The sequence below is a fragment of the Spirosoma aureum genome, from assembly GCF_011604685.1.
In the GTDB taxonomy this organism is placed as follows: Bacteria; Bacteroidota; Bacteroidia; order Cytophagales; family Spirosomataceae; genus Spirosoma; species Spirosoma aureum.
Genome location: NZ_CP050063.1, coordinates 671,138 through 698,135 on the forward strand (window position 1 = coordinate 671,138; position 26,998 = coordinate 698,135).

The 26,998-nt window shown below is 48.5% G+C and carries 22 protein-coding genes; 16 read left to right on the forward strand and 6 right to left on the reverse strand.

Features of this window, described 5'->3' with window-relative positions:
• Nucleotides 1–224 precede the first annotated feature (224 nt).
• Together G8759_RS02700 and G8759_RS02705 are read left to right on the forward strand one after the other, a co-directional pair.
• Nucleotides 225–560, forward strand: a complete 336-nt coding sequence (locus G8759_RS02700; RefSeq protein ID WP_167204975.1) for a hypothetical protein — start codon at nucleotides 225–227, stop codon at nucleotides 558–560.
• Between the two features lie 82 nt (nucleotides 561–642).
• Nucleotides 643–1,455: a universal stress protein gene (locus G8759_RS02705; protein WP_167204977.1), complete on the forward strand. Its 813-nt coding sequence runs from the start codon at nucleotides 643–645 to the stop codon at nucleotides 1,453–1,455.
• Between the two features lie 168 nt (nucleotides 1,456–1,623).
• Here G8759_RS02705 and hemN read toward each other — a convergent pair whose 3' ends face one another.
• Nucleotides 1,624–2,988: an oxygen-independent coproporphyrinogen III oxidase gene (gene hemN / locus G8759_RS02710; protein ID WP_167204979.1), complete on the reverse strand. Its 1,365-nt coding sequence runs from the start codon at nucleotides 2,986–2,988 to the stop codon at nucleotides 1,624–1,626.
• 154 nt (nucleotides 2,989–3,142) lie between these two features.
• Between hemN and G8759_RS02715 the strand changes: the two genes are divergently transcribed.
• Together G8759_RS02715 and G8759_RS02720 are read left to right on the forward strand one after the other, a co-directional pair.
• Complete coding sequence (locus G8759_RS02715) at nucleotides 3,143–5,668, forward strand: heavy metal translocating P-type ATPase (protein ID WP_167204981.1); 2,526 nt, start codon at nucleotides 3,143–3,145, stop codon at nucleotides 5,666–5,668.
• Between the two features lie 36 nt (nucleotides 5,669–5,704).
• Complete coding sequence (locus G8759_RS02720; RefSeq protein ID WP_167204983.1) at nucleotides 5,705–6,892, forward strand: MFS transporter; 1,188 nt, start codon at nucleotides 5,705–5,707, stop codon at nucleotides 6,890–6,892.
• Nucleotides 6,893–6,921: 29 nt separating this feature from the next.
• Here G8759_RS02720 and G8759_RS02725 read toward each other — a convergent pair whose 3' ends face one another.
• Both G8759_RS02725 and G8759_RS02730 read right to left on the reverse strand, forming a co-directional pair.
• On the reverse strand, nucleotides 6,922–7,671 hold the full coding sequence (locus G8759_RS02725; RefSeq protein WP_167204984.1) for an acyl-CoA desaturase: 750 nt from the start codon (nucleotides 7,669–7,671) through the stop codon (nucleotides 6,922–6,924).
• Nucleotides 7,672–7,711: 40 nt separating this feature from the next.
• The gene (locus G8759_RS02730) at nucleotides 7,712–8,137 is read right to left on the reverse strand and encodes a hypothetical protein (protein WP_167204986.1); all 426 of its coding nucleotides are present in this window, start codon (nucleotides 8,135–8,137) and stop codon (nucleotides 7,712–7,714) included.
• Nucleotides 8,138–8,335: 198 nt separating this feature from the next.
• On the opposite strand from G8759_RS02730, the gene ccoS reads away from it, so the two are divergent.
• The 7 genes from ccoS (at nucleotide 8,336) to G8759_RS02765 (ending at nucleotide 14,501) form a co-directional block, all read left to right on the forward strand.
• Nucleotides 8,336–8,503, forward strand: coding sequence for a cbb3-type cytochrome oxidase assembly protein CcoS (gene ccoS, locus G8759_RS02735; RefSeq protein ID WP_162385961.1), 168 nt, complete (start codon nucleotides 8,336–8,338; stop codon nucleotides 8,501–8,503).
• A 15-nt stretch (nucleotides 8,504–8,518) separates the two neighbouring features.
• Complete coding sequence (gene ccoN / locus G8759_RS02740; RefSeq protein ID WP_167204988.1) at nucleotides 8,519–10,717, forward strand: cytochrome-c oxidase, cbb3-type subunit I; 2,199 nt, start codon at nucleotides 8,519–8,521, stop codon at nucleotides 10,715–10,717.
• Between the two features lie 81 nt (nucleotides 10,718–10,798).
• The gene (locus tag G8759_RS02745; RefSeq protein WP_167204991.1) at nucleotides 10,799–10,969 is read left to right on the forward strand and encodes a hypothetical protein; all 171 of its coding nucleotides are present in this window, start codon (nucleotides 10,799–10,801) and stop codon (nucleotides 10,967–10,969) included.
• Nucleotides 10,970–10,984: 15 nt separating this feature from the next.
• Nucleotides 10,985–11,821, forward strand: coding sequence for a cbb3-type cytochrome c oxidase N-terminal domain-containing protein (locus tag G8759_RS02750; RefSeq protein ID WP_167204993.1), 837 nt, complete (start codon nucleotides 10,985–10,987; stop codon nucleotides 11,819–11,821).
• Between the two features lie 12 nt (nucleotides 11,822–11,833).
• Entirely contained in the window at nucleotides 11,834–13,297 is a 1,464-nt protein-coding gene (gene ccoG / locus G8759_RS02755) for a cytochrome c oxidase accessory protein CcoG (RefSeq protein ID WP_167204995.1), read from the forward strand.
• Between the two features lie 58 nt (nucleotides 13,298–13,355).
• The gene (locus G8759_RS02760; RefSeq protein ID WP_167204997.1) at nucleotides 13,356–13,781 is read left to right on the forward strand and encodes a FixH family protein; all 426 of its coding nucleotides are present in this window, start codon (nucleotides 13,356–13,358) and stop codon (nucleotides 13,779–13,781) included.
• A gap of 6 nt (nucleotides 13,782–13,787) precedes the next feature.
• Nucleotides 13,788–14,501, forward strand: coding sequence for a sulfite exporter TauE/SafE family protein (locus tag G8759_RS02765; RefSeq protein ID WP_167204999.1), 714 nt, complete (start codon nucleotides 13,788–13,790; stop codon nucleotides 14,499–14,501).
• Nucleotides 14,502–14,550: 49 nt separating this feature from the next.
• On the opposite strand, the gene G8759_RS02770 is transcribed toward G8759_RS02765, so the two are convergent.
• Entirely contained in the window at nucleotides 14,551–14,877 is a 327-nt protein-coding gene (locus G8759_RS02770; protein ID WP_167205002.1) for a thioredoxin domain-containing protein, read from the reverse strand.
• 190 nt (nucleotides 14,878–15,067) lie between these two features.
• Between G8759_RS02770 and G8759_RS02775 the strand changes: the two genes are divergently transcribed.
• The 4 genes from G8759_RS02775 (at nucleotide 15,068) to G8759_RS02790 (ending at nucleotide 19,555) form a co-directional block, all read left to right on the forward strand.
• Entirely contained in the window at nucleotides 15,068–16,684 is a 1,617-nt protein-coding gene (locus G8759_RS02775; RefSeq protein WP_167205004.1) for a sensor histidine kinase, read from the forward strand.
• Entirely contained in the window at nucleotides 16,662–17,765 is a 1,104-nt protein-coding gene (locus G8759_RS02780; RefSeq protein ID WP_167205006.1) for a response regulator, read from the forward strand. Before G8759_RS02775 ends, G8759_RS02780 begins: the two co-directional genes overlap by 23 nt.
• Nucleotides 17,766–18,022: 257 nt before the next feature.
• Nucleotides 18,023–19,051 carry an alcohol dehydrogenase AdhP gene (gene adhP, locus G8759_RS02785; protein ID WP_197933081.1) on the forward strand — a complete coding sequence of 343 codons (1,029 nt, stop codon included), beginning with the start codon at nucleotides 18,023–18,025 and terminating at the stop codon, nucleotides 19,049–19,051.
• A 90-nt stretch (nucleotides 19,052–19,141) separates the two neighbouring features.
• The gene (locus G8759_RS02790) at nucleotides 19,142–19,555 is read left to right on the forward strand and encodes a hypothetical protein (protein ID WP_167205007.1); all 414 of its coding nucleotides are present in this window, start codon (nucleotides 19,142–19,144) and stop codon (nucleotides 19,553–19,555) included.
• A gap of 217 nt (nucleotides 19,556–19,772) precedes the next feature.
• On the opposite strand, the gene G8759_RS02795 is transcribed toward G8759_RS02790, so the two are convergent.
• The gene (locus G8759_RS02795) at nucleotides 19,773–22,553 is read right to left on the reverse strand and encodes an FG-GAP-like repeat-containing protein (RefSeq protein WP_167205009.1); all 2,781 of its coding nucleotides are present in this window, start codon (nucleotides 22,551–22,553) and stop codon (nucleotides 19,773–19,775) included.
• A 529-nt stretch (nucleotides 22,554–23,082) separates the two neighbouring features.
• Here G8759_RS02795 and G8759_RS02800 point away from each other — a divergent pair.
• On the forward strand, nucleotides 23,083–25,380 hold the full coding sequence (locus tag G8759_RS02800) for a tetratricopeptide repeat protein (protein ID WP_167205011.1): 2,298 nt from the start codon (nucleotides 23,083–23,085) through the stop codon (nucleotides 25,378–25,380).
• Between the two features lie 116 nt (nucleotides 25,381–25,496).
• On the opposite strand, the gene G8759_RS02805 is transcribed toward G8759_RS02800, so the two are convergent.
• Complete coding sequence (locus tag G8759_RS02805) at nucleotides 25,497–26,981, reverse strand: carboxypeptidase-like regulatory domain-containing protein (RefSeq protein WP_167205013.1); 1,485 nt, start codon at nucleotides 26,979–26,981, stop codon at nucleotides 25,497–25,499.
• Nucleotides 26,982–26,998 lie beyond the last annotated feature (17 nt).

A 26,998-nucleotide genomic window follows, 5' to 3' on the forward strand; every position in this document is an offset into this window, starting at 1 on the left:
GTTTTATTACCTGACGCCAACCGTCACATCATTAATATCCGATCAACTGGTTGCAGAAGAAAATACGGATTAGCCAGAACGTAATTTATAAAGCTCTGATAGCTAGTTCGTTTGACTGGCTGTGCCGCATTAACCTAATCATAATCAGGTTAATGGCTGATCTGTGTCATATAGCAGAAGGGTTGCGGGCTGTTGTTTTGTAGCATAATCTAACGCTTAAGACAATGGCAACGCTCACACACTCAACAACTGCTTATACGCATTCTCAGGAGGCTAACTGGATTACCACCTATAAAAACTTTGTCGCTAGGTCTGAGTTCAACCGAATTGGCTGGGCCGCTACGTTTGTCGCCATTCAGGGCTGTATACTATCTCCTGCTTTGCTACTGGTCATGGCTTATATGGGTGGTGGCGACTGGCAGTTTTTAGTCAGCAATCTGTGTTTTTTAGCCGTGTTGATTCCCGTGTTATCCGTATTGCCGATGAAGTACATTTTCCCATCATTTGCCATGAGTACGGTAATTCATCTGGCCATCATTCTACTCGACATTTTATCGTAAAGAAGCACTTGGCGTATCCCTAAACCGACTAATTCACCACTATTCATCGGCCCGTGTATCTGGCCACCAGCTTTGTATTGTTATGAAAACGATTGTTCTTGCTACTGATTTTTCCCGCAATGCCAATCAGGCCGCCCGGTTTGCTGTTCAACTGGCTCGTGACTGGAAGGCCGAATTGATTCTGCTTAATGCGTTTCATTTCTGGCCCGATAATCCAGCTAAAACCGGCGATTTCCCACTGAGCGAAGATGCCATTCGGGAAACCAGCGAAAAGAAGCTCAAGCATCTGGCCGATGAACTAAGCGAAGTAGCGGCTGTTCCTATTCACTGTCTGGTACAGGAAGGGCATACAATGAACGCTATTCGGGCTGTAACGAAAGCGAAAAATGCAGACCTGCTCATTATGTCGACAGTAGGAACTGCGCCTAAAAGTACGCAGCTATTGGGTAGCATCGCGACCGGAATGGTAGAAGAAACCGAAGTGCCACTTCTCTTGATTCCACCCGGCATTGGCTATGCGGGCATGAAAAATATTGTACTGGGAGTCGACCTGGCAATACCGCCAAACGCAATAGCCTTAGAGACTGCACTGGAATTCGCACGGGCCTCAGACAGTTTGATCAATGTGCTTTGCATTTCTGAGACACCAAATAGCCCTGAATTAAGAGAGCGAGCTGAACATTTCCGGCGACTATTGCTTCAGGTGCCGCATACCATGAGCCTGGTAAAAGGAAGCGAAGTGTATGATACGCTACTCCAGTTTTCTCACGACAATAAAGCTGATCTGATTATGATGCTACCCCAAACCCGAAGCTGGCTCTGGAAATTGTTTTCAGAAGGTGAAACACAGCGTATGGCCCGGTTGACCGATATTCCACTTTTGGCCGTTGTCTGATTTTTATAGAACAGGCCTTTCGCTTCTAAACTCACCGATCCGGTCAATCTGACAAAGCAGATTGACCGGATCGATTTTTATAACACGCAATAAACTCTGTGTGATTGGCCGGGAATGGTCCATTCGTTCGAAATTTAATCAGGATAGTTTGTATTGACTGTGAGCTGATTAGACAGTTTGCGAGAATAACCGGGTTTGAGGCTGAGCATAGTTAAGTCGTTCGTCGAACGCCATGCAGATATTGCGCAGAAACGGTCGACCTTCCGGGCGCACGGATAGTCCTTCAACATCGTAATCCAGCAAGCCGTCGAGCCAGAATTCCTTCAGTCGATTGTTTAACGTTTCCCATTCCCGTTTCGACCAGCTGCCCAACGGCCACCGGGTCTGACCCTGGCACATGATATTCAGAATTTGTTGACGCAAAAACTGATCCTGATCATCGAGAATGTGGCCGCGCAATAATGGTAGTTCACCTGCCAGAACTCGGTTCATGTAGCGATTAGGGTCTTTTTCATTCTGAGCAAAGGCCGACCAGACATCACTGATGGAGGATGCGCCAAGACCGAGTAAAACGCGTGTTTTAGTCGTTGTATAGCCCATGAAATTTCGGTGGAGGGTGCCCATCTGTACGGCATTATAGAGCAAATCATGAGGAAGCGCAAAATGATCCATACCGATTTCTATGTAACCTGCCAGCTCCAGCAACTCTCTTCCGGTTTCATATAAAACCCGTTTTTGATCTCCCGTGGGCAGATCTTCGTCACGAAATCCCCGCTGGCCATTTATTCCTTCAATCCAGGGCACATGGGCATACGAATAAAAGGCAATGCGGTCGGGTTGAAGGGTCAACGTTTTATGAATTGTATCGATAATGGAGTCGGGCTTTTGGAAAGGCAGGCCAAATACTAAATCATGGCTGATCGAGGTATACCCAATTTGGCGAGCCCAGCCGGTTACCTGTCGAACATTCCCGAATGGCTGAAGGCGGTGAATCGCCCGCTGCACAATTGGCGTGTAGTCCTGAACGCCAAAACTCACCCGCCGGAAGCCAAAATTGTATAATAACTGAAGATGTTCGCTGGTTGTGTTGTTCGGATGTCCTTCCCAGCCATAATCGGGCGATTCGGTTGGGGTGGCCCGATTAAAAATACCTGTCAGCAATCGGTTGAGCTGTCCGGTAGAAAAGAAACTGGGTGTTCCTCCGCCCAAATGAAGTTCGGCGATGCGGGGCCGGTCTGGCAATATATCGCAATATAGATTCCACTCGGTCAGTAAAGCATCCACATAAGGGCCTTCAACAGCATGATTGCGGGTAATACGCTTGTTGCAGCCGCAAAACGTACACAGACTTTCGCAGTAGGGCAGGTGAATGTACAGGCTGATACCGGTAGTGCTGTTGCTGATTGAAAATGCCTGTTGCAGGTGGCGTACCCAGACGGTTTCGCTGAACGTGGTTTCGTCCCAGAACGGTACGGTCGGGTAGCTGGTGTAGCGCGGACCGGGTACATTGTATTTCTGAATTAGTGAGTTCATCGTCGTTTCAGGGAGCCGTTTTATCGGCCCCTGTACTCCCCGCAAAAATGGATCGGTTATGAGTGTCAAACCCTGAGCCGTATCAGGCCAACGGCTGATGGTGGTCAGGGTTTGGCTAGATATACCATGCCAACTTGCTTCAAAATTCAGAGGTATGAGCACAGCAACGATTCCATCGACCAGTTGCTATCATTGTGGTAACGATTGTGCAGGAAATAACATACTAGTCGACGACAAGCGCTTCTGTTGTGAAGGCTGCAAAACGGTGTATACGATTCTGAGCCAGCATCAGCTTTGTCAATATTATACGATAGAATCGGGAGGAGAGAGCCTTCGGCGAGGTAATACGCTCAAAGCCAATAACGGATCGCAGCCAGAACAATCGCGACTTGCGTTTCTGGACCATCCGGATATCATAGCACAACTGCTGGAGTTCTCCAACGAGTCGATTGCCAAAGTTACATTTTACATTCCGACCATTCATTGCAGTTCATGCCTTTGGCTGCTTGAACACCTTTACCGATTAAATTCCGGCATTCAGCAATCACGGGTGGATTTTCTGAAAAAACAGGTTCATCTTACCTATCAACCCGATAAGCTAACGCTGCGCCAGCTTGTTGAACTGCTCAGTTCCATCGGGTACGAACCGCTGATCAGCCTCAACGATGTGGTTAAAGAGCAGCAACAACCATCGGACCGGCCGCTCTTATACCGACTGGCTGTTGCTGGATTTTGTGCAGGTAATATCATGCTGTTCAGTTTTCCTGAATACCTTGGCCTCGACGATCCCGCGTTCACGCAGTTGTTTGGTATTCTTAATATCCTGCTCGCTTTGCCAGTCGTCATCTACTCCGCGTCGGGCTATTTCGAGTCCGTCTGGAAAAGCCTGAAAAAAGGGGCGATTAACATTGACTTTCCTATTTTGCTGGGTATTCTGGTAGCTTTTTTTCGGGGCACCTACGAAGTTCTGTTTTTGACGGGTGCGGGCTACTTCGATTCGCTGACGGGCCTGATTTTTTTTCTGTTATGTGGGAAGTGGTTTCAACAACGAACCCACGATTTTCTATCGTTCGAGCGAGATTACAAATCCTATTTCCCGCTTGCCGTGACACTACTTGGGCGGAGGGAAGAGCAAAATGCAAAGAGCGAGGAGCAAGAGGTAAAAGCGCCAATTGATACAATTATCCCCCAGGCTAGTCTCACTTCTTCAGAACAAATTGTACTCGTATCCCAGTTACGCAAAGGCGATCGCATTCGTATACGTAATCACGAACTGATTCCCGCCGATGGTCTTCTTTATAAAGGCAAGGCCATGATCGATTATAGTTTCGTAACCGGCGAATCGGAGCCGGAAGCGAAGCGGCTGGGCGCGTTAGTATACGCGGGTGGCAAACAACTGGGTGAAGCCATCGAGCTGGAGGTAGTACGCGATGTATCGCAAAGCTACTTAACCCAATTGTGGAATAACGATGCCTTCCGAAAAGAGAATTCATCCCGGATGCTCACCTTTGCCGACATCGTCGGAAAGTATTTTACCCTGACAGTCATTACGGTCGCAACCTTGGTCGGTCTATACTGGTATCATGAAGATCTGTCGCGTGCAATCAATGCTTTTACGGCCGTACTCATCATCGCCTGCCCGTGTGCGCTTTCATTATCATACCCATTTGCACTCGGCAGCGGGCTCCGTAAGTTGAGTCAGCATAAATTATATCTGAAAAACGCAGGCGTAATTGAGCAAATGGCTGCCTGCGACACGATCGTTTTTGATAAAACCGGCACGCTAACCAATACGGAGCAACACGATGTTCAGGAGTCGTTTTTGCAACCATTAACGGCCTACGAACGAGCACTTATTGCCTCGTTGGTCCAACAGTCGGTCCACCCGCTCAGTCGTAAGCTAACGGCTTATCTGGCAGATAGTCAGCCATTTCCAATTGACGGATTTGCTGAATTTCCAGGTCATGGTGTTCAGGGACTCGTCGATGGCTGGTTCATGAAAGTAGGATCGCGCTCCTTTGTCAATACGGATTACAATACATCGGTTGATACGGATGATCCCGCTGGAACAACGGTCCATATTTCTATTGCGCAGACGTACCGGGGGTGCTTTCAATTTTCTTCTCACTACCGGGCAGGAATTGATACGATGTTACAGGATTTGCGTGGGCCATACCGACTTTATCTGCTCTCGGGCGATACTAAATCTGCTCAGACGCAGTTAAAACATTGGTTTCCCAAAGCCGGGCAGATGCATTTCAATTGTCGTCCACAGGAAAAGTTAGCGTTTATTCAGCATCTACAGGCTCGGGGACGTCGGGTATTGATGGTCGGCGATGGGCTGAACGATGCCGGAGCGCTGAAACAGGCCGATGTTGGCATGGCCATTACCGATGATACGATTCAGTTCACACCTGCCAGCGATGCCATTCTGGAAGCATCTTCGTTGAATCAACTGCCTGCTATGTTACGATACACCCGTTTCGGAATGCGCGTGATCCGGTTCAGTTTTGGTATTTCACTCCTCTATAACTTCGTCGGTTTATCCTACGCGCTGACGGGCAACTTATCGCCCGTGGTAGCCGCAATTCTCATGCCCATCAGTTCGGCTACCATGCTGGCGATTGCTACGCTGGGTATGCGGGGATATAGCCGATGGAAATCTACCCAAATAGCCTGATAGACGTCTGATCGACTTGAATGGTTATCTTTGGGAATGCTCACCTCTTCCCGTATCAATGCTCAATTACTGGTCGTTGTATTTGCTCAATTTGCCGGCACTTCGCTCTGGTTTGCTGGTAATGCCATTCTTCCTGAACTTCAACATCTGCTAAAGACGGCGGGACTTACCAGCTGGATTACCTCGTCCGTCCAGATTGGTTTTATCTCCGGCACACTGATCTACGCGGTCTTGGCCATACCCGATCGTTTTCGCTCAACCCATGTTTTCCTCATCTCCGTAACGTTAGCGGCTGCGGTCAATCTGATCTGGCTGGTTCTCCCGCTAAAAGCAGAAACGGTTTTAGTCAGCCGATTCATGACCGGCTTCTTTCTGGCAGGTGTTTATCCGGTGGGTATGAAAATTGCAGCCGATCGATTCAGGCCCGTTCTAGGCCGGGCAATGGGTTTTCTGGTCGGTGCTCTGGTGCTGGGAACAGCCTTCCCGCACCTGATACGAGGTTTGGGGAGTAGCTTGCCGTATCGTACACTAATCGTATCGGTCAGTTTGCTGGCTATTAGCGGTGGAGTTTTGCTCGCTGTCGTTGTCCCCGCAAAATCCATACAGGCCAACGGTAATTTCTTTCGCTTCCAGGCACTGCTTTCACTATGGAAGCCCTCAGCCTTTCGCCCGGCTATGCTGGGTTATTTTGGCCATATGTGGGAGCTGTATACGCTTTGGGCTTTTCTGCCAACCCTGATTGGCTACTACAGACATCAACATCCCGACGCAGCCATAACGACTTCGTTATGGGCGTTCGGGGCTATCGCTGCGGGAGCTGCGGGCTGTGTGGGTGGTGGCTATTTTGCCTTACGGATCGGAAGCGCGCGAGTTGCCCAATGTCTATTGCTCACATCGGGTCTTTGTATCGCCCTGACGCCGTTTCTGGTGGCTGCACCGTACTATCTGTTCGGGCTGTTTCTGCTTGTCTGGGGAGTTGCAGCCGCTGGTGACTCTCCGCAATTTTCAACGCTGGTGGCCAGTCACGCTGCGGTCGACAATCGGGGTAGTATTCTAACGCTCGTTACCTGTTTTGGTTTTCTATTGACAGTGATATCCATCCAGCTGATGGACTGGCTGGTCGCTTATTTTGGTATATCGGGCGGGCTTTTTTACGTGCTGCTTCCCGGACCGATATTGGGTCTTTGGGCGATGCGCCAAATGGCGAGTCCTGATCGTTTGTAGCGCTGGCTATCGGGTAGTATTAGATAGAATCACATATAGGCTTCGTCGCGTCCTGTGCGCAACTTGATAATCTTAAGCCCATTCAGCACCTTTAGCAGCGGGTAGGCCGGGTCGAACTCGTGCCAGCGGAAGCCGCCAAAGTTGGCCCGACCGCCATATTTATGGTGATTGTTGTGGTATGATTCGCCCATCATCAGGAAATCGAACGGTAAGAGGTTTTTTGCCGTGTCGTCCAGCTTGAAATTGGTATATCCGTAACGGTGAGCATACCAGTTAATAATCGCTCCATGGACTGGCCCCATCAGAAACTGCACAGGTAATAATAGAAATAACCACGGCGATGTTGCAAACTGGATATAGATCAAGGTGTAGGCTGTTCCCCAGGCCAACCGAACCGGCCATCGATCACCGAAGCGTTCCATCCAGGGCCAGTTTGGTACTCCTTTTTTGAATTTTGCCGGAATCGTGTCCCGGTTATTCAGGATGTCATTGTAATAGATGCGGGTCTTCCACATCATATCGAACAGATTTTTTGAAAACTCCGGCGAATGTGGGTCCTGGTCCGTATCGGCGTGGGCATGGTGTAGGCGGTGCATGATTCCGTAAGCGCGTGGACTCAGAAAGGATGATCCCTGCCCGATGAAAGTCAGGACGTAAAATACTTTTTCCCAGCCTTTGCTCATGGTGAACATCTGATGGGCCGCGTAGCGATGAAGAAAGAGAGTTTGCATTAACACTGATAAGTACCAGTGCGCCAGAAAGAAAGCGAGAATGATCATTAGAAAAAACAGGAGGACAGGGCGTTTAAGCGCCACCGAATTAAAATAGATTCAGAGTTACCATAACCGATAAAAACTGATAACAGCCAGCTTTTATCCGGCTTAGTTCATCCATTAGGGAGCGCAAATGGGCATCGACGGCGAGGGTAGCGTATAGGCCAATCCGCGGTTCGCGGCAGGCCAGACGTTCCGAAGGACTACAAGCCACTCCTTCACAGATCATATCGAGCTTTAAGCGTTGAAATCGACTTTTCAGGTGGTTCAGATCACTGTAGTAATCAACCGCACGCTGGCGCAGGCTCTGATAATGTTGATAATCCAGCAAATCGGACAAAATCACCAGGAGCTGATCTATTTCCTGTTCGTTCTGAGCAATCGTCATTGTCCAAGTCTGGTGCTGGCAACGGCAGGTCTGGACCATTAAGGGTTCATCATCCTGAGGGAGCGTAATACGTGTGTCTGTCATAGCCTAAACGGAGTCGAGAAAAACTCCTGACGGTAAAAGTAGCCGCTTCAAAAAAGACCGTTACTGATGGTTGTCAGGTTTTCAACTGAGTTTTATTAGCTCTTTATTATCCTGAGTTCTATCAGCCAATTTCCTGATAAATCTCATATACGGCCGGTCAGATACTCCGCACATTTGCCTCATCAAACGCTTTGGGGTATGCACATTATCTTTTTTATGATCGGCATTAGCCTGCTGATGGCCCTGGGATTTCTCGGCGCTTTTCTGTGGTCGATACGAACGGGTCAGCAAGACGATTTATATACGCCCTCCATGCGCATACTACTTGATGACAATGAACCAACTGCTACGGATACGACCGTTTAACCGCCTGTTACCGCTATGAATGTTTCGCAGAAACCGCCCACAATCATCTCGTCCGACCGGTCCCTTCTGGGGCAGGGAACTGCTCCTGCCGTGCAGTACTTCAACTACGATAACCGCACGGTTCGTAATTTTGCTATCGCTACGATTGTCTGGGGAGTTGTTGGTATGCTGGTTGGCGTGCTGATTGCCAGTCAGTTATTTACACCATCGGCCAACCTCGGCAATCAGTACACTACCTTCGGCCGGATTCGTCCATTGCACACCAATGCGGTGATTTTTGCCTTCGTCGGCAACGCCATTTTTATGGGCGTTTATTACTCGCTGCAACGGCTTTGCAAAGCCCGGATGTTCAGCGATTTGCTGAGCAAAATCCACTTCTGGGGCTGGCAAGCCATTATTGTGGCAGCTGCGATCACGCTGCCACTAGGGTTGACTACCTCACACGAATACGCAGAACTTGAATGGCCAATCGACATTGCCATTACGCTGATCTGGGTTGTGTTCGGTATAAATATGTTCGGTACGATCATCAACCGGCGGGAGCGGCATCTTTACGTAGCCATCTGGTTTTACATTGCCACATTCGTAACCGTGGCCGTTCTGCATATTGTCAATTCGTATGAGATGCCGGTCAGTTTATTCAAAAGTTATTACGTCTATGCCGGGGTGCAGGACGCGCTTGTGCAGTGGTGGTACGGTCACAACGCGGTAGCTTTCTTTCTGACAACGCCCTTTCTGGGTCTGATGTATTACTTTCTGCCCAAGATGGCCAACCGGCCCATTTACTCCTATAAATTATCAATTCTGCACTTCTGGGCGTTGATCTTTATCTACATCTGGGCAGGTCCACACCATTTACTCTATACGTCTTTGCCCGACTGGGCGCAATCGCTGGGTGTTGTGTTCTCTATCATGCTCATTGCTCCGTCGTGGGGTGGTATGATCAACGGGCTGCTGACACTGCGCGGAGCCTGGGACAAGGTGCGCGAAGATACCATCCTGAAATTCATGGTTGTGGCAGTTACCGCCTATGGTATGGCCACGTTTGAAGGGCCGATGCTTGCGCTCAAGAATGTAAATGCCATTGCCCACTTCACCGACTGGGTAGTCGCTCACGTGCACGTAGGTGCTTTAGGCTGGAATGGGTTTATGACGTTCGCTGTTCTATACTGGCTTATTCCGCGCGTATATCGCACTCCGTTATACTCCAGAAAACTGATGGGCGTTCACTTCTGGATCGGTACCTTGGGCATCTTGTTTTATGCTGTTCCCATGTACATATCAGGCTTCACGCAGGGAATGATGTGGAAGGAGTTTACACCCGAAGGCGTTCTGAAATACCCCAATTTTCTGGAAACAACCCTACAACTGATTCCTATGCACAAGATGCGGGCAGTTGGTGGTACGTTCTATCTGCTGGGGGCGATCCTGATGGCGTTTAACCTCTTTAAGACGATGGCCGCCGGAAAACTGGTTGCTAATGAACCCGCCGAAGCACCGGCTCTGGTAAAAGCGTATGTGCCAACCGGAAGCGATACCTACTGGCATCGCTGGTTTGAGCGGAAGCCCATTCCATTGCTGATTGGTTCGCTGATCGTCATTCTCATTGGTTCGCTTGTAGAATTGGTGCCCACGTTTATGGTAAGCTCCAACGTGCCAACCATTGCGTCTGTGCAGCCTTATACCGCCCTCGAAGTACAGGGCCGCGACCTCTATATCAAGGAAGGCTGTGTCAATTGCCATAGCCAGATGGTCAGACCGTTCCGCAGCGAAACAGAACGCTACGGCGAGTACTCCAAAGCGGGCGAGTTTGTGTATGATCACCCGTTTCTGTGGGGAAGCAAGCGCATCGGGCCCGATCTTCATCGCATCGGCGGTAAATACCCCAACTCCTGGCATTATCACCACATGCGCGATCCGACGTCGATGTCGCCAGGATCCATTATGCCCTCGTATCCGTGGCTGCTGGAAAATAAACTGGACATCTCGAATACGTCGGATAAACTAAAGGCTCTTCAAAAGGTAGGTGTTCCCTACGACGACATGACCATTTCCTACGCGAACGAAGACCTACGGAAACAGGCTCAACAGCTAAGCAGTCAGTTAGCTAACGATGGTATTAACGTAAAATCCGACCGCGAGATCGTGGCCCTGATCGCCTACCTCCAGAGACTCGGAACGGATATCAAGAAAATGGAACCATCGGGCAAATAAGTGAACAATGGATAATAAGGGTGATTGACAAGGACTTAGCAAAAGACGACGTCAGTTTACATTCTTTTTAATCAGGAAATTATGTTCAAGCAATTCATCTCCAGAATTCCCGGCGCTGACGTCTATATGGTCGGCTCATTCGTTACCTTCTTAAGTTTTTTTGTGCTGGTTGGCCTGTATTTGTTACTGGTCGATAAAGCCCACATCCGGCAAATGGGTCGGATGCCGCTCGATGATTCCTCCACCGATTAACACCACTCTCCACCGATGAACCTATTTATTTTAATCGATAGCGGACTTCTTTCCCTAAAACCAGCTCAATCAATCTGGGCCATCTCGTCGGGGCAGGATTTAGTGATGCTCATCCTGGGAGTGATCGTGCTGGTTGGTATGGTACTAATTGGGCTGGTCGCATTCTATCTGTTGCTTATCCTCAAAAAAGCAGTAGAACCCGAACCCGTTAAAAAACCTGTCGATACCCGTTCGTTATGGCAACGCCTATCGGGCCTGCATTCACTGAGCCAGGAAAAAGAGCTGGTGATGGAACATGCCTACGATGGCATTGCCGAACTCGATAATCCAACACCACCCTGGTTTATGTGGCTGTTTTACAGCACGATTGTCTTTTCGGTGATCTACCTGTTCATCTTTCATGTCATCGGATCGGGCGACATCATGGCGCAGGAGTACACGCAGGAAATGGCTATTGCCGACCAGCAACGGGAGGAATACATCAGGAAAGTAGCGGGTTCCATTAATGAAAATACTGTAACCCTGCTGAAAGATGCCAAAGGCGTTGAATCGGGGAAAGTGCTTTTTACCCAATACTGCGTTGCCTGTCACGGAGACAACGCCGAGGGTAAAGTCGGTCCGAACCTAACCGATGCGTACTGGCTGCATGGCGGTGACGTTAAGGCTGTTTTTCATACCATTACCGAGGGTGTGCCCGAAAAGGGAATGATTTCCTGGAAAAAGCAGCTTAATCCGCTTCAGGTACAGCAGGTTGCCAGTTACATTCTGTCGCTGCAAGGGTCAAATCCGGCTGGTGCGAAAGAGCCGCAGGGTGAGAAAATAGCAGGTGCCGTACCGGTAGCTCTGCGATAATTGATGAACCGAATGAAAATCAGCGTAGTACCTTCTTCATCCAATTTTCGCAATGTGCTGCCAACGACCGATTCGACGGGTGGTCGGCGGTGGTTGTACCCGCGTAGTGTTACGGGTCGGTTTACCCGCTGGCGGACGGGGGTAGCGCTGGTACTACTGGTAGCGTTGTTTGCCGGACCGTTCGTATGGGTAGATGGGCATCCGCTTTTTCTATTCAACGTACTTGAACGCCGGTTTATCTTTTTTGGCGTATCATTCTGGCCGCAGGATTTTTATCTGGTCGCTTTTGGGCTGGTCACTTTTATCGTATTCGTTACCCTCTTTACCGTAGTGTTTGGGCGGGTATGGTGCGGCTGGGCTTGCCCACAGACGATTTTTATGGAAATGGTTTTTCGTAAAATCGAAGTCTGGATCGAGGGCGACTATAACGCCCGCAAACGGCTCGATGCCAGCCCCTGGACAGTCGAAAAAGTAGCTAAAAAAAGCCTGAAGCATAGTGTCTTTTTGCTGATTTCATTCGCTATCAGTAATACATTTCTGGCGTATCTTATTGGCCGTGACCAGTGGCTGACGCTTATTGCCGACAACCCGAATGCACACATAGGCGGCCTTGCGTCGATATGGCTGTTCACAGGTGTATTCTATCTTGTTTTTGCTCGACTTCGTGAAATTGTCTGTACCACGATCTGCCCTTATGGACGATTACAGGGTGTTTTGCTGGATAAAAATTCGTTGATTGTTGCCTATGATTTCATTCGGGGTGAGCCACGTGGGAAAAAGGTGCGGGGTGAGGAGCAAGGAGTCGGGAGCACAGCTTTACAAAATACGTTTTACCCGCTGCCAATTGCCCCACACTCCGAGCCCAAAGGCGACTGCATCGACTGCAAACTGTGTGTACAGGTTTGCCCTACCGGCATCGACATTCGCAACGGTACGCAACTTGAATGCATCAACTGCACCTTATGTGTTGATGCCTGCGATGAGGTAATGCACAAGATAAACCGGCCGCTTGGACTGATCCGGATGGATTCGCAACAAGGTATTGAACAGGGGAAACCGTTTCGGTTCACCAGCCGGATATTGGCTTATAGCGGAGTGCTTATCGTTTTATTGGCCATTCTTGGTTTTCTGCTTGTCAGCCGCCCAGCGCTGGACGTGACGATACTTCGGGCGCCGGGGCAGTTGTTTCAGCGTGAAACCGGGAAACAGGTGTCGAACCTCTATCTGGTAGAGGTTATGAACAAAACGTACCGGCCAATTTCCGTGCGTTTCCGACTGAGCCGTTCTGACGCTAAGCTGATTTTTGTTCAGCCTCTCTCCACCGTTCCGGCCGGCGAACTAACAAAGGGTATGTTCTTTATTAACCTGCCCGAAAAAAGTATCCGCCAAAATAGTACGCCACTTCAGGTTGACATTTTAGTCGGCAATCAGGTCGTAAAACAACTGGAAACAACCTTTTTAGGCCCCGTCCATTGAGTGAATGACTGGTATTTTTCACCCTTGCGCTCATGCATCCTTTCACGCATTAACTACTATGAACTGGGGAAAAGCAATCATACTCACCTTTGTCCTGTTTGCCGGATTCATTGGCACGATGATTTACCAGATGTGTCGTCAGCACATCGATCTGGTACGGGATGATTATTACCAGACCGAAATCGCTTACCAGCAACAGATAAATCGAATTGTTCATGCCAGCCAGCAAGAGCCCGTTGCGATCGACTATCAGGCCGACAAACAACAGCTGACCTTCGTACTGCCCACAACGCTCCATAACGGCGAAATTCATTTTTACCGTCCATCTGACAACCGGATGGATTTTAGCGTGCACCTTCCAGCCAGTCACGTCAGTCGCCAAGTTATGTCAACGGCCAGGCTGGCGCGTGGTTATTGGCGCATTCAATTTACCTGGTCTGACGGGCATCGCGACTATTATACCGAACAGAAACTGTCTTTATAACCACCCATGAATCTACAACCGATCTGGTGGACAGTGGCTCTGGCGACGGGGGTGGTCGGTAGCCTGCACTGCGTTGGTATGTGCGGCCCATTGGCTATGGCTTTACCCATTGGGCGACTGCCTCGGTCGCAGCGTGGGCTGGCAATAGGTTTGTATCATAGTGGACGCGTAACGGCCTATGCCGGACTGGGTCTGTTGATGGGTTCTATCGGTGAGGGTTTGTGGCTCGCAGGATTACAGCGCCCCGTTTCTATTGCGGCTGGTCTGTTTCTGTTGTTTTGGACATTGGTTAATCAGGGCTTATTGCCGGGGCTTACTATGAGCGGTGCGACACATTGGATCGTTCAGCCAATGACTCGATTTTTGCACCAGCCTACGCTGCGGGCTTTTGTGTGGCTGGGTTTTTTAAACGGGTTGTTACCCTGCGGATTTGTGTATGTAGCCCTGACCGGAGCCATTACGACAAGTAACCCGGCTACTGGATCGGCTTATATGATTCTGTTTGGAATAGGAACAATTCCGGCTCTTCTCACGGTACGTTTTCTTCCTAATCTGTTCCCGGCAGCGCTGCGCAGACGGTTTACATTGTTTATGCCCGTTGTTACCGTAGCACTAGGCCTGTTGCTCCTGATTCGGGGGGTGTATAATCCGGTTAGTAGTGTTAAGGACGGCGGTGAGATACCGCTCTGTCATGGAAGAACGGCCCAGTTGACACCATAAGTCCATTAAGTTGATTCTCCAGAATAAGCAATGATGAAGAAAGGCATGTTTAATTATGTAGCAACCGTTGAGAAACGGCCGAGAATGAATTTTCATCCGACGCGCCTTCATACCGCCATAACTCAACGCCCTGCTGCACCAGAACAAACGCAGGTAAGTGAGTTATGGCGAAGCTCCGTACCACTTCCGGATGCATAGGTTCGTCGATCCTTAAGACACGAACCGACTCGCCAACCTGTTGTTGTAGTGACTGAACAAACTGCATGAACGACGCTGGTTGGCCAATAGCCTCGCGCCTGGATATCGATGGCAGGAATACCAGCAGTACCGTCGTTTTAGCAGGGATCAGAATTGGATCAGGCATGTTAAGTTTCATAATAAATGGATACAGTCAGTACTTGAAAATCGGAACAGTAGAATTGGATGTAAAATTGACATTCTGACGAGTAGAACTATATGATGCCGGTCAAAAAAAAGGTTGATTTTCGACAGAATTGCTTTAAACTCATGTTAGTTTAGTGCAAATCTCCATTTAGTTATGGCTCCTAACCTGAGCCATTTTATATATGCTTTCAAACCAGCCCACAAATGCCCTCATTGACCTGCTTTTTGAACAGAGCGACGATTTTATTGGCGTATACGATACCGAAAATGAGCGGTTTATACGTGTCAATCAGGTGGGCGTTCGTATGCTGGGATTCCTGTCGGAAAAGACGTTGCTGGATGATCCTATCTGGTCTAAATCGTTGCTGATTGCTCCACAAACGGACGAGCAGCGGGTTAATTTGATCCATGAAGTCAAACAAGCGGGTTATTACGAGCAGGAGACCGAACGGAGTAGTCAGGATGGTACACGATTCTGGGGGCGGTTGGTTATTATGCCCGTTAAAGACGAGCATAACGCTTATTTTTTAGTACGACTGACCAACCAGAGACGGCTCCATCAGGCGGAGCAGGAACTAATCCAGAGCGTTCAGCGCTACGAAGCCGTATTTACTCATGCTACCATCGGCATCATCGTTTCTGACCAGCTAGGTAGGGTCGTGTCGGTCAATAAACTGGCCAGAAAGTTGTTTGACTACCCAGACGATGAACTTCTGGGCCAGCCAATAGAGGTGCTCGTACCGACTGATGTGAGCCAGTATCATGAGCGGCTTCGGCAGTCGTTTGCCGATAATCCACAAGTCAGAGCAATGGGCCATAATCGTGATCTGCATGCGCGCCGGAAGGATGGTTCGGTGTTTCCCGTCGAAATTAGCCTTAGCTATTTTCGGCTGGATAATGAACTCTATGCCGTGGCCTACATCATTGACATTACGTTTAAAAAAGAAGCTGAACGGGAACTCCTGGCCCATCGCGACCGCATTGAACGGCTCAACGTTGAGCTGGAGCAGAAAGTGGCGGAACGCACTCATGCGCTCATGAATACGCTCGAACAACTCCAGCAGTCGAAAGATGAGCTCGACAAAGCCTTGACGGCTGAGCGCGAACTGGGCGAACTGAAATCACGTTTTGTATCGATGGCATCACACGAATTTCGTACGCCACTGACAACCATCCTCACCTCGGCAACCCTGATTGAAAAATACGCCGACAACGAGCAACAGGATAAGCGCCAGAAACACCTGCAACGTATCCGGTCATCGGTTAATCACCTCAACGATATTCTGGAAGAGTTTTTGTCGGTTGGCAGGCTCGAAGAGGGTAAAATTGAGGCCCGGCCTGTGGCCGTCGATCTGTCAAAACTTATTCAGGACATTATGGCTGAGATGCAGGGTATGCTCAAACCCGGACAGATAATTCAACCCTTTATTGACTGTCCGGATCGGGTCTGGCTTGATCCATCGCTACTCAGAAAGGTGATCGTAAATCTGCTTTCCAACGCCATTAAGTATTCCGATGCGGGATCAATTGTTACCGTGCGGGGCGAATGTACCGATACGCTGATAACATTAACCATAATGGATCAGGGTATTGGGATTTCGCCCGACGATCAGGAACACTTATTCGAACGGTTCTTCCGGGCTAAAAATGCGGCAAATAAACCGGGTACTGGCCTGGGCCTGCACATCGTAGCCCGATACATCGACCTGATGGGAGGCACCGTCTCGCTCCAGAGCGAATTGAACATCGGAACAATCGTAACCTTAACATTACCGTATGAAAACGATCCTGCTGATTGAGGATAACGACGCCATCCGTGAAAATACCGCCGAAATTCTCGAATTAACCGGCTATACAGTACACGTGGCTGAAAATGGCAAAGCTGGTGTCGAGAAAGCCTTAGCTTCCAGGCCTGATCTGGTCATTTGTGACATCATGATGCCCGTACTTGATGGGTATGGTGTGTTGCATATTTTTAATAAAAACCCGAATCTGTCCGGCATCCCGTTTATTTTCCTGACGGCCAAAACCGAGCGAACTGACTTCCGTAAAGGCATGGAACTAGGTGCTGACGATTATCTGACAAAACCCTTTGATGAATCAGAATTGCTCAGCGCTATCGAAGGGCGACTCAACCGATTCCAGCATGTTGGGCCACACTATCAGGCGTCTGATGACGACCCTGCTGAAACCAATGATTCGGCGGATTTTTTAGAACAGGCACGACAGTCGGGAAGTCTGGAAAGTTTATTAACAGGTCGTAAGGTTCACTCGGTACGAAAAAAGCAGTATATCTACACGGAAGGCGACGACCCTACCCGGCTATATTTCCTGAAATCAGGCAAAATCAAGACCGTTCGGAGCAATGCTGATGGCAAGGAGCTGATTACTGGATTCTATAACCCTGGCGAATTTTTCGGCTATATGGCCTTACTTGAAAATGTAGACTATACGGATTCTGCCGTCGTGCTGGAGGATTCAGAACTGGTTTATATTCCCAATGAGGAGTTTAAACAATTGTTGCTGGCCAATAATGAAGTGAGCCAGCAGTTCATACAGTTACTGGCTGGGCGAGTCAGTGAAAAGGAGAAACAGCTGGTAGCCATGGCTTATAGCTCACTGCGTCGACGGGTGGCCGACGCACTACTGCGACTTTATGAAAAACATGCCGCTGACTCAACAAGTCAGGCCGAGTCATTGGACCGTGAGGCACAAAGCTTGATTCAACTCTCGCGGGATGATCTGGCATCGGTAGTTGGTACAGCGACCGAGTCATTGATTCGCACACTGAGTGAGTTCAAACAGGATGGGCTGATTGAACTGGTTGGGTCGGGTATTCGCGTGTTGCAACCCGATAAGTTGCGCCGGGCCAACTGGTAGCGCTGGGCTGCTCAAACGAGCCATCAGATTTAGATAAAATGACGAACCGTGTGTCTTTCACGGTTCGTCATATCTTGAGTGCTTACGATAAAGCCCGGCTGCGATTATGAAGTGGCCGGGCTTTATCGTATTGACTATCTGTCGAGTCGCGCTGGCCTTTGGCCTATGATGAGCGTCTGTAAAGAGGCTGATAATTCTCATGGCCAATGGCTCAGGGTGTCCCTAGGTTTGCGTCATTACTTACCTACTACTCCGATATGATTCCGTCAACAATGAAAGCCGCAGTCCTCCATGCGTATGGCCAGCCATTACAGATTGAACAGCTACCTGTGCCAGTTGTAGGCCCTGGTCAATTATTGGTTAAAGTAGCTGCCTGCGGTGTTTGTCATACCGATTTACATGCAATCGATGGCGACTGGCCCGTTAAAGCAACCTTGCCATTAGTGCCGGGTCACGAAGGTGTAGGCACAGTCGTGGCGGTTGGGGCAGGCGTAACAAACATCCGCGAAGGTGATCGGGTGGGCGTACCCTGGCTCTATTCTGCCTGTGGTCACTGCGAATATTGCTATACCGGCTGGGAAACGTTGTGCCATTCTCAACAGAACACGGGTTATTCAGTGCAGGGAAGTTATGCCGACTATGTTCTGGCCGATGCTAATTATGTTGGGAAGATCCCGGATTCGCTGTCGTTTCTCGATGCTGCGCCCATTTTGTGTGCTGGAGTAACCGTTTATAAAGGTCTCAAAGAAACGGAAGTTCGTCCCGGCGAATGGGTAGTTATTTCAGGTATCGGCGGATTGGGTCATCTGGCCGTTCAGTATGCAAAAGCAATGGGAATGCATGTTGTAGCCGTCGACATTAGCGATGACAAACTGCAGTTAGCCAAAGCCGTAGGCGCCGATCTGGTTATCAATGCCGCAGAGGAAGACGCCGTGGCTATTGTCCATGATCAAATTGACGGAGCGCAGGGTGTGCTGGTGACCGCCGTTTCGCGATCTGCTTTCGCGCAGGGCGTAGCAATGTTACGCCGACATGGTACGCTGGCATTGGTTGGTTTACCCCCCGGGGACTTCGATTTGAACATATTCGACGTAACCCTGAATCGCAAAACGATTAGAGGGTCGATCGTTGGAACGCGTCAGGATTTGGTCGAGAGCATGGCATTGGCTGCTGAAGGTAAAGTGAAAGTACACTACCATACTGAGCGACTGGAAGCCATTAATAAGGTGCTAAATGACTTGAAGGCTGGTCGGGTAGATGGGCGGATTGTGCTTGATATGCAATGATGACTATCAGGTCGATGCCTAAGCCCGCTCATAAAATACAGCAATTGGGTAAACTAGCTTTGAACGGTCAAGCATTTCCAGATAGTCGCTATGAAAACAGCTTTTTTTCTTACAGATTGCTCGGTCGACTCAGCCCTTGTCCTGCGTCGTTGGCTGGAGTCTAATCCAGATAACGCACTCCACCTGACGGTCGTGCATCCGTATGACATCGAGGAATGTGCTGTGCTCAATAAGGAGACGTTTCGGGCGGCTAAACAGCAGGCCGAATCCCGACTCGAACGTTGGCTGGATATGCTGCCACAACTGAGCAAGCTAAAAGCAGAAACGCTTTTTTCATCTCCTCAGTTGGCGATCAAAATGCACTTGCTGTTACGGTCGTATGATTACCTGCTCATGAACGAGCAAACATTCACCTGGTCGGCCGATACTGAAACCTTCCTGAGGCAGACAACGACAAAATTATGTCGGCTGACGGCGTACGACGGTTTTAACCAAATGGCCTAAGCTATGAAAATAGCCTTTTTTAGCTGCCATTCCTACCGAATTATCTGGAAGGATTATTGGCGCAACTAAACGTGACCACACGGGATTGAGCCAGCCGATCCGCAAAATCAAGGGCTATGGTAGATAGCGTACTTTATGCGATTACCTATTGAGGTAATTGACAAAAAAAGCCCGAACCTGTACGGTTCGGGCCTGGGGAGTTAATACAATTAAATAACTAGGGTTTGACCAACTTGACCTGCTGATGTTCCTTCTCGGTATGGACCTGTAACATCAGTAAACCCCTGCCGTAGCCTAATGGTATGCTCACGCGATCTGAAGAGCCAGCCTCCTGAATACTCTGATGGTGCAGCTGTTTTCCTTGCAGGTCCAGCAGTTCCACTTGTACTGCCTGGCCTGATACACCACTGATCTCAACGTCAATCGATTTGCCAGAAACAGGATTTCCCAATACGCGTACCTGTAGCTTTTTGCCAGATTCCGTCGCACCAATTCGGGATGATATGGAGCAGACATCCAGCCAGTTATACGCATACGTTGCCGATGTGTTACCTTGTTTAGCACTTAGCGTAATGGTCGGATTATCAGTGTATAAATCCAGTGTATACGGCCCAGGATTAGTCGTCGGCGCTTTTTCGCTAACGATCGAAAAACTAATTGGCTCTCCGGAGACTCCAGCATACTGTGGATTAAAAGTAACTCGACGCGAAGATGAGCTTAGGTATTCGCAGTTTATAGTTGAGACGCCCGTGATGGTGAACCCAGACGTTTCAGACCCAGACGTCACTGTTAACTGGAAACTGGCATTGGCTGAGAGCCCACCCGGATCAGTAGCTGTAATGGATACAGGCGAAGTACCTGAACTGGTAGGCGTACCACTTATGACACTGCCAGACAGATTTAAGCCACCAGGCAGACCCTGTGCCGCAAACGTGAGCGACTGCAGATCGGGGTCTGAGAAGTAGTTTTTGAGATCCAGCTGATAAGGCTGTCCCACCAAAATCGTCTGATCAGCAATGCCCGAAGTGGTCGGAGGGTTGTTTGGCGTACTACCCGATTGGCAGGCAGCCCACCATTCATAGCGGAAGTTGGTTTCATTATTAAATTGCTGCGAAGCGACCAGCGTAATTGCTGGATTATCCGTATACAAACGGATCGTATAAGGTGGAGGATCGTTCGTTACCAGCTTTTCGTTAACGACAGAGAACGAAATGGGTTTTGAATTCTGACCGGTGTACTGTGGTGCGAAAGTAACGTAATACCCACCTTTAACTGCGTCGAACAGTTCGCAGTTAAGCGTGTTGACCGTAGTAATAGCAAAGGTTCCACCCTGAATGCTCAAGGCCACTGCATTGGAAGCCGCACTCGTGCAGCCATTCTGAGTACAGGTGGCTGTTAACGTATAGCTGCCCGGCTGGCTAAACGTATATACTGAACCATTCGCCGTTCCTGTGCCACCTTGTGGCTGCCAGTTGATGGTTCCTCCAGAACAGCCCGAAGCCGTAACAGAAATAGGCTCGTTGGTTGTCGATAGCGTACTGGCCGCCAGGGTGGGAGGGGACAGTGAGCAGGAAACGCTGAGCGAGAAGGCATTTGACGTTACACTGTTGCAGGGGCTGGTTGCCACCAATACATACGACCCCGCATCGCCTGGGGTGACACTGTTCAGCGTAAGCGTCGATGTGTTTTGATTGGCTGCTGGTTGTCCGTTGCGGTACCACTGGAAATTGGTAATGGGCCCGCTCACTAAAACTGGTACGACAACATTTGTCCCTACTGCCACATTGGAAGTACTCGCTGGCTGCTGGGTGATGGCTGCAGTCTGAACAACCAAGTTGAAGGCATCGCTGAATAAATTGCCATCTCCACTGATTATCTGGGCGTAATATACCCCGGCATCTGAAGCCTGAACATTATATAACTGTAGGGTTGCTGAGTTCTGACCATAAACCGGTACATCCGTAGTCTGTGCATGCCGATACCATTGATAATAGACGGTCCCATCGCCATCGGCCTGTACCGTCGTGCTGACCGAGCTACCAACACAGGTGACTACATTGGCAGGAGTAGGCTGCTGAACAATATGAAGCACATTTTTAATATACGCTGCAGAGCCTGAATATTGGCCTGCTACGGCGTCTAAATCGCCGTCTTTATCCAGATCGCCTAGCTCTAATTGAGAACCAAATCCTAAATTGATACCATCAAACGGATTGGCTTCACCGACTATCTGAATAAAACGAGGGGCTGAAGGTGTGCCAATGTTGCGGTAATACAAAATAGGAACTCCTGATAGAGCCACATCCAGATCACCATCGCCGTCCATATCACCCACAACTGGATTGGAATAATTACCACTACGGACAATGCCATAAAAGGGGCTGTCACAGCCGGTAATCTCCTGAAAGTTGGCAGCTCCTGGGGAGCCAACATTGCGCAGATAATGGATCGCCACGCCTGTAATGACTAGCATATCGAGATCGCCATCGGCATCAAAATCAGCTAAACTTACATAAGCATAGCCTTCGTTGGGATAACTGACATCGTTAAACAACGCGGCTACACGGGCGCCAGTATTCCCTCTAGCAGCAGTAATCGTACGGGAAGACGATTGAGCGAAGATCGGATTGGTCTTTGTACCGTTATTAATATAAGGGGTAATGATACCGTCCAGGCCACCCGTTACAGCATCCAGATCACCATCGCCATCCAGATCACCAAAGGAAAATTTGAGGTTTTGGATAGAGCCTCCACTAGGTGGAGGAATTGGACTGGTAGCGGCAACAAAGACAGTTTGCTCACTTTGGGGAGGGGCCCCTGTATTCGTGTAATATTGAATCGTTCCATCAAAATTCGTTATAACCAGATCGAGATCGCCATCGCCATCTAAATCGACTAATGAGGGAGAGGCACCAGGCCCACTAGTATTAACAGGAGCAAATGGATCACCTGACAATTGTCTGACGAATCCCTGGCCCTGGACTGTTGAAGCCAGCATAGACCAATAGAGGAGGAAAAGGCTGCCTAGACAGATAAACCTGATTCTGGGTAAAAAAAAGTTCATAAAGAGAGCGTTTTGGTTATATATAAAAGGGGGGAAATACGAGTTTTTACTTTTTGCTGGAAGGAGAGATTAAGAGGCTCCGGTGTTTTGCAATTGTACTAACCACTAGTTATTAAATTAGCAATATGCTACAGATAGAACGATTTTTGGTTTATTTATGCCTGAAGGTATCTTAGTTGTAACTAATAGAGAGCGACTGGCTAGTCTGCTCTCATTGACAATAGCTATGATGCTTAAATCATGTATTGTCTCTAACAATACATCTGTTCTTAGATAGTCAATTGCTGTTTTTTTTTAATACAACAATACCCATAAAACTGAATTTTACCTATTAACTTGCCTATTAGTGAATCTTTTAAAAGTACCTACTTCGCTTATCTATTCCCAATGGTTATTGAAAAAATCACTAGGGATCTTATTAAACGATTCATTAGTGAATAGCCTCTATTAATCTCATAATTACATGAAACCGTTTTTTACGCTATTCTTGGTTTTGGTTAGTCTTCAACTTGTCGGGGCACAAACCCCTAAACTAGACAGCTTGAATCGGCTCATCAGCCAGGCACCTACCGATACGGCACGAATAAACCTGATCAACAAAAAAATTGCTTTATTAACAGACGTCAACTTAGATTCGGCGATAAGCTTAAGCCAGAGGAATATTAACGATGCTAAACGGATTAACTATAAACTGGGTGAGGCAACGGCCCGATTACGCATAGCACACTGCTTTAATTTTAAAGGAAATTATTCGGCGGTTAAAGAAAATCTAAAGATAGCCGAAACCCTGTATGGTTCCTTAAAGGATTCGGCTTATCTACTTAAAGTGTATAATGCCTATGGTACCATGTATGGCATGCAAAGCAAATACGACAGTGCCATCACATTTTTTGAGAAGGGTATTGCTATTGCTGAACGGAATGGCTACAAGGCGAATCTGGGAAATACTTACTTGAACGTTGGCATCGCCTATGATATGCTGTCGAACCGGCCGCAGGCATTACGGTTTCAACAAAAGGCGCTGACCCTGGCCGAATCAGAAAATAACCTCCGTGACCAGGCATTTTGTCTGGTTAATATGGCCAATCTATATAAGGGAATGGATGACTTGAAAGGTGCTGAGCAACGATACCATAAAGCCTTACAACTAGCCAGACAGGAAGGCATTAAGAGCATAGAACTCTATTCCTACACGAATCTGGCCAGTATCTACACGGGCCAGCATGCCAACCAGAAAGCCTATGAGTTTGCAATGAAAGCGGCCATTTTGGGTAAAGAAATGGGCGATGATGGTATTCAGGCTTCCAGTTTATCGACGGGTGCTACCAATTTAGCGGAGCAAAAAAAGTTTACTGAGGCCGAAAAGCTGAACAAACAGGCTATGGCCATTGCCGATGCCTCCCAGCAACCGCTCAATATCCATCAGACTTATTCAACGATGGGGACGATTCTGAAAATGCAGGGCAAGTATGCCGAGGCTATTCCTTATTATGAAAAAAGCTTTGCCGTTCTTAAAGATGCCGACATCTATGATACTCAGACGGGCGAAATTTATGCTGAATTGTCAACTTGCTACGAAAAAACGGGCAACTATAACAAGGCCTTAGCCACGTATAAGACAGCTGCTGCCATTACTGATTCGGTTCGGGGCAAAGAAAATATCCGGAAAGCCACTGAGCTGACGATGAATTATGAGTTCGCTAAGAAACAGCAGGCTGTTGAGGCCGAACAACAAAAACAGAATGCCATCGCTAAAGCCCGTCAATTGGCCCTACTGGCTGGCCTGGCACTGACGCTTCTACTAGCGGGGGTTTCTTTCTATGCCTACCGCACCAAGAAAAAAGCCAACACGCTGTTGGAATCTCAGAAACTTCAGCTTCAGAACCAGAAGAACCAGCTTGAAGAGCAGAAGGAACAACTGCAAAAAACCCTGACTGAACTTCGCAAAACACAACGTCAACTGGTGCAGGCCGAGAAGATGGCAACGATGGGTAAATTGACCAAAGGTATTGTCGACCGTATTCTTAACCCGCTTAATTATATCAACAACTTCGCACTGGCTGCCAAAGAGCTTCTCAATGAACTGGTAACGGTGACCCAACAGTATCAAACCAGCTACTCCCAGACGGATCGGGAGGATCTGGAAGATTCGGGGGCTATGTTGAGTCAGAATCTGGACAAGATCAATGAGCACGGCAGCAGTACTGCCCGGATTTTGCAGGATATGCAGAAACTGCTCAAAGAGCGATCATCAGATATGGCTGTTGTTGAAATTAACTCGTTTCTGGAACACAAGATTAATGATTCTCTAACAATAGCCCTGAAAAGTAACGCTAGTTCACTACCCATAGCCCTAAACTTTTCACTGGCTCCTCAGCCGCTGGAAGTAAATCTGCTACCCCATGAGTTTACGCAGGTACTGGTCAGCCTGATCGACAATTCCTGTTATTCGCTGATGGAAAAGAGCCGTCGGGTAGGTGGGTTTGCCGCTAAAATCGATGTACAGACGCAACAGATCGATGATCATGTACAAATTCAGGTGCGAGACAATGGCAGGGGTATTCCAGCTAAGGAATTGAGCCAGCTTTTCAGTCCCTTTTTTACAACAAAACCAACGGCAAAAGGAACCGGACTTGGTTTGTTCATGAGTAAAGATGTGGTAGAGCACTTGCAGGGGCAGATGACAATTGATTCTGTGGAAGGGGAATTTACAGTTGTTACAATCCTGTTGCCTCTCACCACCGCCGATAGCCTGGTATAAGCAGACGCACACAACGAAAAGGGGTACTAACAGCTATAAAAGCAATTCGTTAGTACCCTTTTGTTTCAGGTTATTCCAGCCGACAAAGCGCTTCCAAATCTGCGATCTGGGTTTATCTATTGTCGCCAACAGGCCATTTGAGCCTGGTTAACAGCCAGATTGCGGCTTATTCCGCTAAGATCCATCACATAAGCCCCCCGCTGGTTTTCATTGGCGTTATCGACATTTGTAAAAATAATCTTAGCCCCATTCAGCGAAAATCGTGGGTCGATATCGTTTGTCCCGGCTGGCTTTCCACTGCCCGACAGATCGGTAATAACTCCCGTTTGTAGCGTAAGTAATTGAATATGGGCATTTAACTGGCGACCTTGTTCGTTCTGGAACTGACTAATATCATAGCTGTATAACAACTGTTTGCCATCAATTGAAAAAACAGGATTGCTGATTCGACCTTTCGGGGCAATCAGCAGCGTAACCGAATCGACCTTCGAACTTATCAGGACCAGATTATTGTCATAGAGGTCACTGCTCGATGATCGGGCTACAATCAGATTGCCCTGCTCGGCCCAATCACAGCCTGAAAAAAATTGACCCGATGCTAACTTCGAAACGATGCGAAGGCCGGTACCATTCGTTTGTATCGCATACAGTTTGTTATTGCTCGGATAGAGTAATTGAGTGCCATCCGGCGACCAGCAAAATGACAGATCCGTAGGTATAATGCCCGCCAATGGAATACTGGTAATCTGGCGTAAATTACTTCCGTCTCTGTTCATGATAAACAGGTGCAGATCCGTTTTCATGTTCGAGATGAAGGCTATCTCTCGCTTGTTAGGGCTGGCGACTGGTCGCCAGTTACTGCCTTGCGTGGTCAATTGAATCTCTTCTCCTGTTCCCGTAGAGGTGAACAGCTGTAACCGACCATTTACTGGCTTCACGTAAACATACGGGAACTCTGGAAAAGGCCTGGTTCGAAACGTAGAAATATCACCTTTCACAGCGTTAAAACCGTCTTTTACCGTCACCTGCCAGTAATAAACTGCGTTATAAGCCAGGTTTTTTACCTGAAGCGAATCCGCTTTCTGATCCAGCGATTGCACCACAGGCTCGGCCACGCCATCCTGAAATACCGTAACATCATACGTGAGCGAATCCTTATCGGGATCCGTGGCCTTCCAGCGTAATGTTAACGATGTTTTAAGGGTATCGGAGCCCGACTTTGGAGCAATGACAGTAGGTGTTGTCGAGGGTTTGTTCTGGCTCTTGTCGTCGCGTAGCAACAGGGTTACGGCGGTCAGCTGCTGGTCGCCAACCTCAATAGCCGCAAATTCGTTAAGAAATCCCGTTAACATGGCCTGCAAAGTGTACTTGCCTGTCAGTACGCTATCGAATCGGAAATAGCCTAACGAATCAGTATCCAGGCTACGGCTGGTTGGGCTAAGTCTGACTAATACGTGAGCGGCTGGTTTTCGGGTACTGCTGAACAAAACCTGCCCACGAATGGAACTATAGGTACTTGGATCAATGAACAAATCCTCATTACAGCCACAGGTTGTTAACAGAACAACCCCTACCAGTATACGCAAAACTAGGTTATTCATAAATAGATAAGATTGAA